5 protein-coding genes are annotated in these 3,602 nt (G+C 62.2%); 3 read left to right on the forward strand and 2 right to left on the reverse strand.

Annotation, left to right across the window (positions count from 1 at the left end; all coding sequences use genetic code 11):
* Positions 1–76 precede the first annotated feature (76 nt).
* Positions 77–547, forward strand: a complete 471-nt coding sequence (locus PMI38_RS20440) for a nuclear transport factor 2 family protein (RefSeq protein WP_008098050.1) — start codon at positions 77–79, stop codon at positions 545–547.
* An 11-nt stretch (positions 548–558) separates the two neighbouring features.
* Positions 559–846, forward strand: coding sequence for a GIY-YIG nuclease family protein (locus PMI38_RS20445; RefSeq protein WP_008098051.1), 288 nt, complete (start codon positions 559–561; stop codon positions 844–846).
* On the opposite strand, the gene yejK is transcribed toward PMI38_RS20445, so the two are convergent.
* The gene (yejK, locus tag PMI38_RS20450; RefSeq protein WP_008098053.1) at positions 847–1,854 is read right to left on the reverse strand and encodes a nucleoid-associated protein YejK; all 1,008 of its coding nucleotides are present in this window, start codon (positions 1,852–1,854) and stop codon (positions 847–849) included. It abuts the gene before it with no gap.
* A 392-nt stretch (positions 1,855–2,246) separates the two neighbouring features.
* Between yejK and PMI38_RS20455 the strand changes: the two genes are divergently transcribed.
* Positions 2,247–2,528 (forward strand): HU family DNA-binding protein, encoded by a 282-nt coding sequence (locus PMI38_RS20455; RefSeq protein ID WP_008098055.1) that lies wholly within the window; start codon positions 2,247–2,249, stop codon positions 2,526–2,528.
* A gap of 50 nt (positions 2,529–2,578) precedes the next feature.
* On the opposite strand, the gene rlmF is transcribed toward PMI38_RS20455, so the two are convergent.
* Positions 2,579–3,529: a 23S rRNA (adenine(1618)-N(6))-methyltransferase RlmF gene (gene rlmF, locus PMI38_RS20460; protein WP_008098057.1), complete on the reverse strand. Its 951-nt coding sequence runs from the start codon at positions 3,527–3,529 to the stop codon at positions 2,579–2,581.
* Between the last annotated feature and the right edge of the window lie 73 nt (positions 3,530–3,602).

Here is a 3,602-nt window from a genome sequence, read left to right on the forward strand (position 1 = left end):
GCGATAGGGCCGGTACTGGCATACGCACGCGGGGCAGATTATCGTGCTGCTTTCAACCGCCAGGAGGGCCGCGCCCATGAGCGACGCCAATCGTGACCTGATCACCCGCTTCTACCAGGCCTTCCAGCGTCTGGACGCCGAGGCCATGGTGGCCTGCTACAGCGACGACATCGTCTTCAGCGACCCCGTCTTCGGCACTTTGCGGGGGCGTGATGCCGGTGACATGTGGCGCATGCTCACCGCCCGGGCCAAGGAGTTTTCCCTGACCTTCGATCAGGTCCGTGCCGACGCCGGCAGCGGCTGCGCCCACTGGGTGGCGACCTACCTGTTCAGCCAGACGGGCCGCATTGTCATCAACGATATCCAGGCACGCTTCGTCATCCGAGACGGCCTTGTCTGTCAGCACGACGACAGCTTCGACCTGTGGCGCTGGTCGCGGCAGGCGCTGGGCATGCCTGGGGTGTTGCTTGGCTGGTCGCCCATGCTGCAGAACAAGGTGCGTCAGCAAGCGTTCAAAGGGCTGCGTGCCTTCCAGCAGGCGAGCTGAGCGTCAGGACAATGGTGAGCGACGTATCCACAACCTTGATCAGCAAGCCCTGGTATGTCTACCTGGTGCGGGCCGCCAATGGCTCGCTGTACTGCGGCATCAGCGATGACCCGCAGCGGCGTTTCGTGGCGCACCAGAAGGGGCAGGGGGCGCGCTATTTCAAGACCAGCCCGGCGCAGGCGTTGGTCTATATCGAGCAGTGGCCGGACAAGGGCGAGGCCCTGCGTCAGGAACGCCTGGTGAAGAAACTGCGCAAGTCGGCGAAGGAGGCGTTGGTCGCCTCCTATGCAGGCTGCTGATCAGTCCTTGCGGCGCTTGAGCTGATCTACCAGCTGCGTCGGCAGCCCCTTGATGATCAAGGTGCCGGCGGTCTCGTCGTATTCCACCTTGTCCCCCAGCAAGTGCGCCTCGAAGCTGATCGACAGGCCTTCGGCGCGGCCGGTGAAGCGGCGGAACTGGTTGAGGGTGCGTTTGTCCGCCGGGATTTCCGGCGACAGGCCATAGTCCTTGTTGCGGATGTGGTCGTAGAACGCCTTGGGGCGGTCCTCGTCGATCAGGCTGGACAATTCTTCCAGGGTCACCGGTTCGCCCAGCTTGGTCTGGGTGGTGGCGTAGTCGACCAGGGTCTGGGTCTTTTCACGGGCAGACGCTTCGGGCAGGTCCTCGCTTTCGACGAAATCGCTGAATGCCTTGAGCAGGGTGCGGGTTTCCCCTGGGCCATCGACACCTTCCTGGCAACCGATGAAGTCGCGGAAATAGTCGGAGACCTTCTTGCCGTTCTTGCCTTTGATGAACGAGATGTACTGCTTGGAGTTCTGGTTGTTCTTCCACTCCGACAGGTTGACGCGCGCCGCCAGGTGCAACTGGCCCAGGTCCAGATGGCGCGAGGGTGTCACATCCAGTTCGGCGTTCACCGCCACGCCTTCGCTGTGGTGCAGCAGGGCGATCGCCAGGTAGTCGGTCATGCCTTGCTGGTAGTGGGCGAAGAGGATGTGACCGCCCGTGGAGAGGTTGGACTCTTCCATCAGCTTCTGCAGGTGTTCGACGGCTACCCGGCTGAAAGCCGCAAAGTCCTTTTCGTCTTCCAGGTATTGCTTGAGCCAGCCGCTCAGCGGGTAGGCGCCCGATTCGCCGTGGAAGAACCCCCAGGCTTTGCCCTGTTTGGCGTTGTAGCTGTCGTTGAGGTCGGCCAGCAGGTTCTCGATGGCGTCCGATGCCGCAAGCTCCGTGTCCCGTGCGTGGAGCACGGCGGGGCTGCCATCGGGCTTCTTGTCGATCAGGTGAACGATGCAGTGACGGATTGGCATGGGGGTCTCGGCGAGTCTGGGGCGGTCAGGGGCCGCGCTGCAAAAGGGTCAAGTTTACCCCAGGTCACAGGTGGCGCAGTGGCCGGATGTTGGCTGAAATGCCTGTTGTTCGTTTTTTGTTCAATTTTGCGCGTTTTCGGCTGAAACCCCCGAAAAACCTGCATAAAAACGAAGCGGGCAGCGGATATTTATCCATTCCTGTGGTAGCTTTGCGCGGTCTTGCGCACCTCGGGTGGCGCATTGCTGGCAGCGTACTTACGCCGTGTCGAACCAAACGCCGATTTGCGTATCTACATGCGCGATTGGCGCGGCCCTCCACTTTTCAGGGGCTGGCCCGATAACGTCGTAGAACGCTGCATAACCACTGAATTGGATAGGGAAGGAACATCACCATGGCATTGACCAAAGACCAACTGATTGCCGACATCGCCGAAGCCATCGACGCGCCGAAAACCACTGCTCGCAACGCACTGGAGCAACTGGGCCAGATCGTTGCCGACCAACTGGAAAACGGCGCTGAAATCACCCTGCCAGGCATTGGCAAGCTGAAAGTCTCCGAGCGTCCTGCCCGTACCGGCCGCAACCCTTCGACTGGCGCCGCCATCGAAATCGCTGCCAAGAAAGTCGTCAAGTTCGTTCCGGCCAAAGCCCTGAGCGACTCCATCAACAAGTAATTGTTGAGGCGTTGACGAAACCGCGCCCGGCTTGCCCGGGCGCGGTTTTTTCATGCCTGCGATTTACGCCGGACATGCCAGGCCTGGCGTGCCCCTTCGTCGTGGAAGCTCCAGGCGATCATGCGGCTCTGCTTCTGCCCCTGGCCCATCTCGACGATGCGCCGGGCCTTGACGCCGGCCTTGCTCAGGGCCGCCTCGATGCCGGGCAGGTTGCTGACCTTGGACACCAGGCTGGTGAACCACAGCACCTGCTGCGCGTACTGCACGCTTTCACCGATCAGCTGCGTGACGAAACGAATCTCGCCGCCCTCGCACCACAGTTCGTTGTTCTGCCCGCCGAAGTTGAGCACAGGCAGTTTTCGCTTGGGGTCTTGCTTGCCGAGGTTCTTCCACTTGCGTTGGCTGCCACGGGTGGCTTCTTCGCGTGAGGCGTGGAAGGGTGGGTTGCACAGGGTCAGGTCGAAGCGTTCGTCTGCCTGCAGCAAACCACTGAGGATGTGCTTGCGGTCGCCTTGCTGGCGCAGGGCAATGCCCTTGACCAGGCCGTTGGCCTGGACGATGGCCTTGGCCGAGGCCAGCGCCACCGGGTCGATGTCGCTGCCTACAAAGCGCCAGCGGTAGTCGCTGTGGCCGAGCAGCGGGTAGATGCAGTTGGCACCGACACCGATGTCCAGGGCGCTGATCTGGGCGCCCCTGGGCACTTCGCCGGCGTTGTCATCGGCCAGCAGGTCGGCGGCCACGTGGATGTAGTCGGCGCGGCCAGGGATGGGCGGGCACAGGTAATCGGCTGGGATGTCCCAGTGCTGGATGCCGTACTGGGCCTTGAGCAAGGCGCGGTTGAACACCCGCACGGCTTCGGGGTTGGCGAAGTCGATGCTGGGTTTGCCGTGGGGGTTGGTGATGGTGAAGCGAGCCAGGTCAGGGTGGGCCTTGATCAGGCTGGGGAAGTCGTAGCGGCCCTGGTGGCGGTTGCGCGGGTGCAGGGTGGGTTTCTGGGTCATGTTTGGGTCCTGAAAAAGCATCGCCGGCAAGCCGGCTCCCACAAGTACAACACAATACCTGTGGGAGCCGGCT

Origin of the sequence: Pseudomonas sp. GM84, from assembly GCF_000282535.1 — a bacterium.
In the GTDB taxonomy this organism is placed as follows: Bacteria; Pseudomonadota; Gammaproteobacteria; order Pseudomonadales; family Pseudomonadaceae; genus Aquipseudomonas.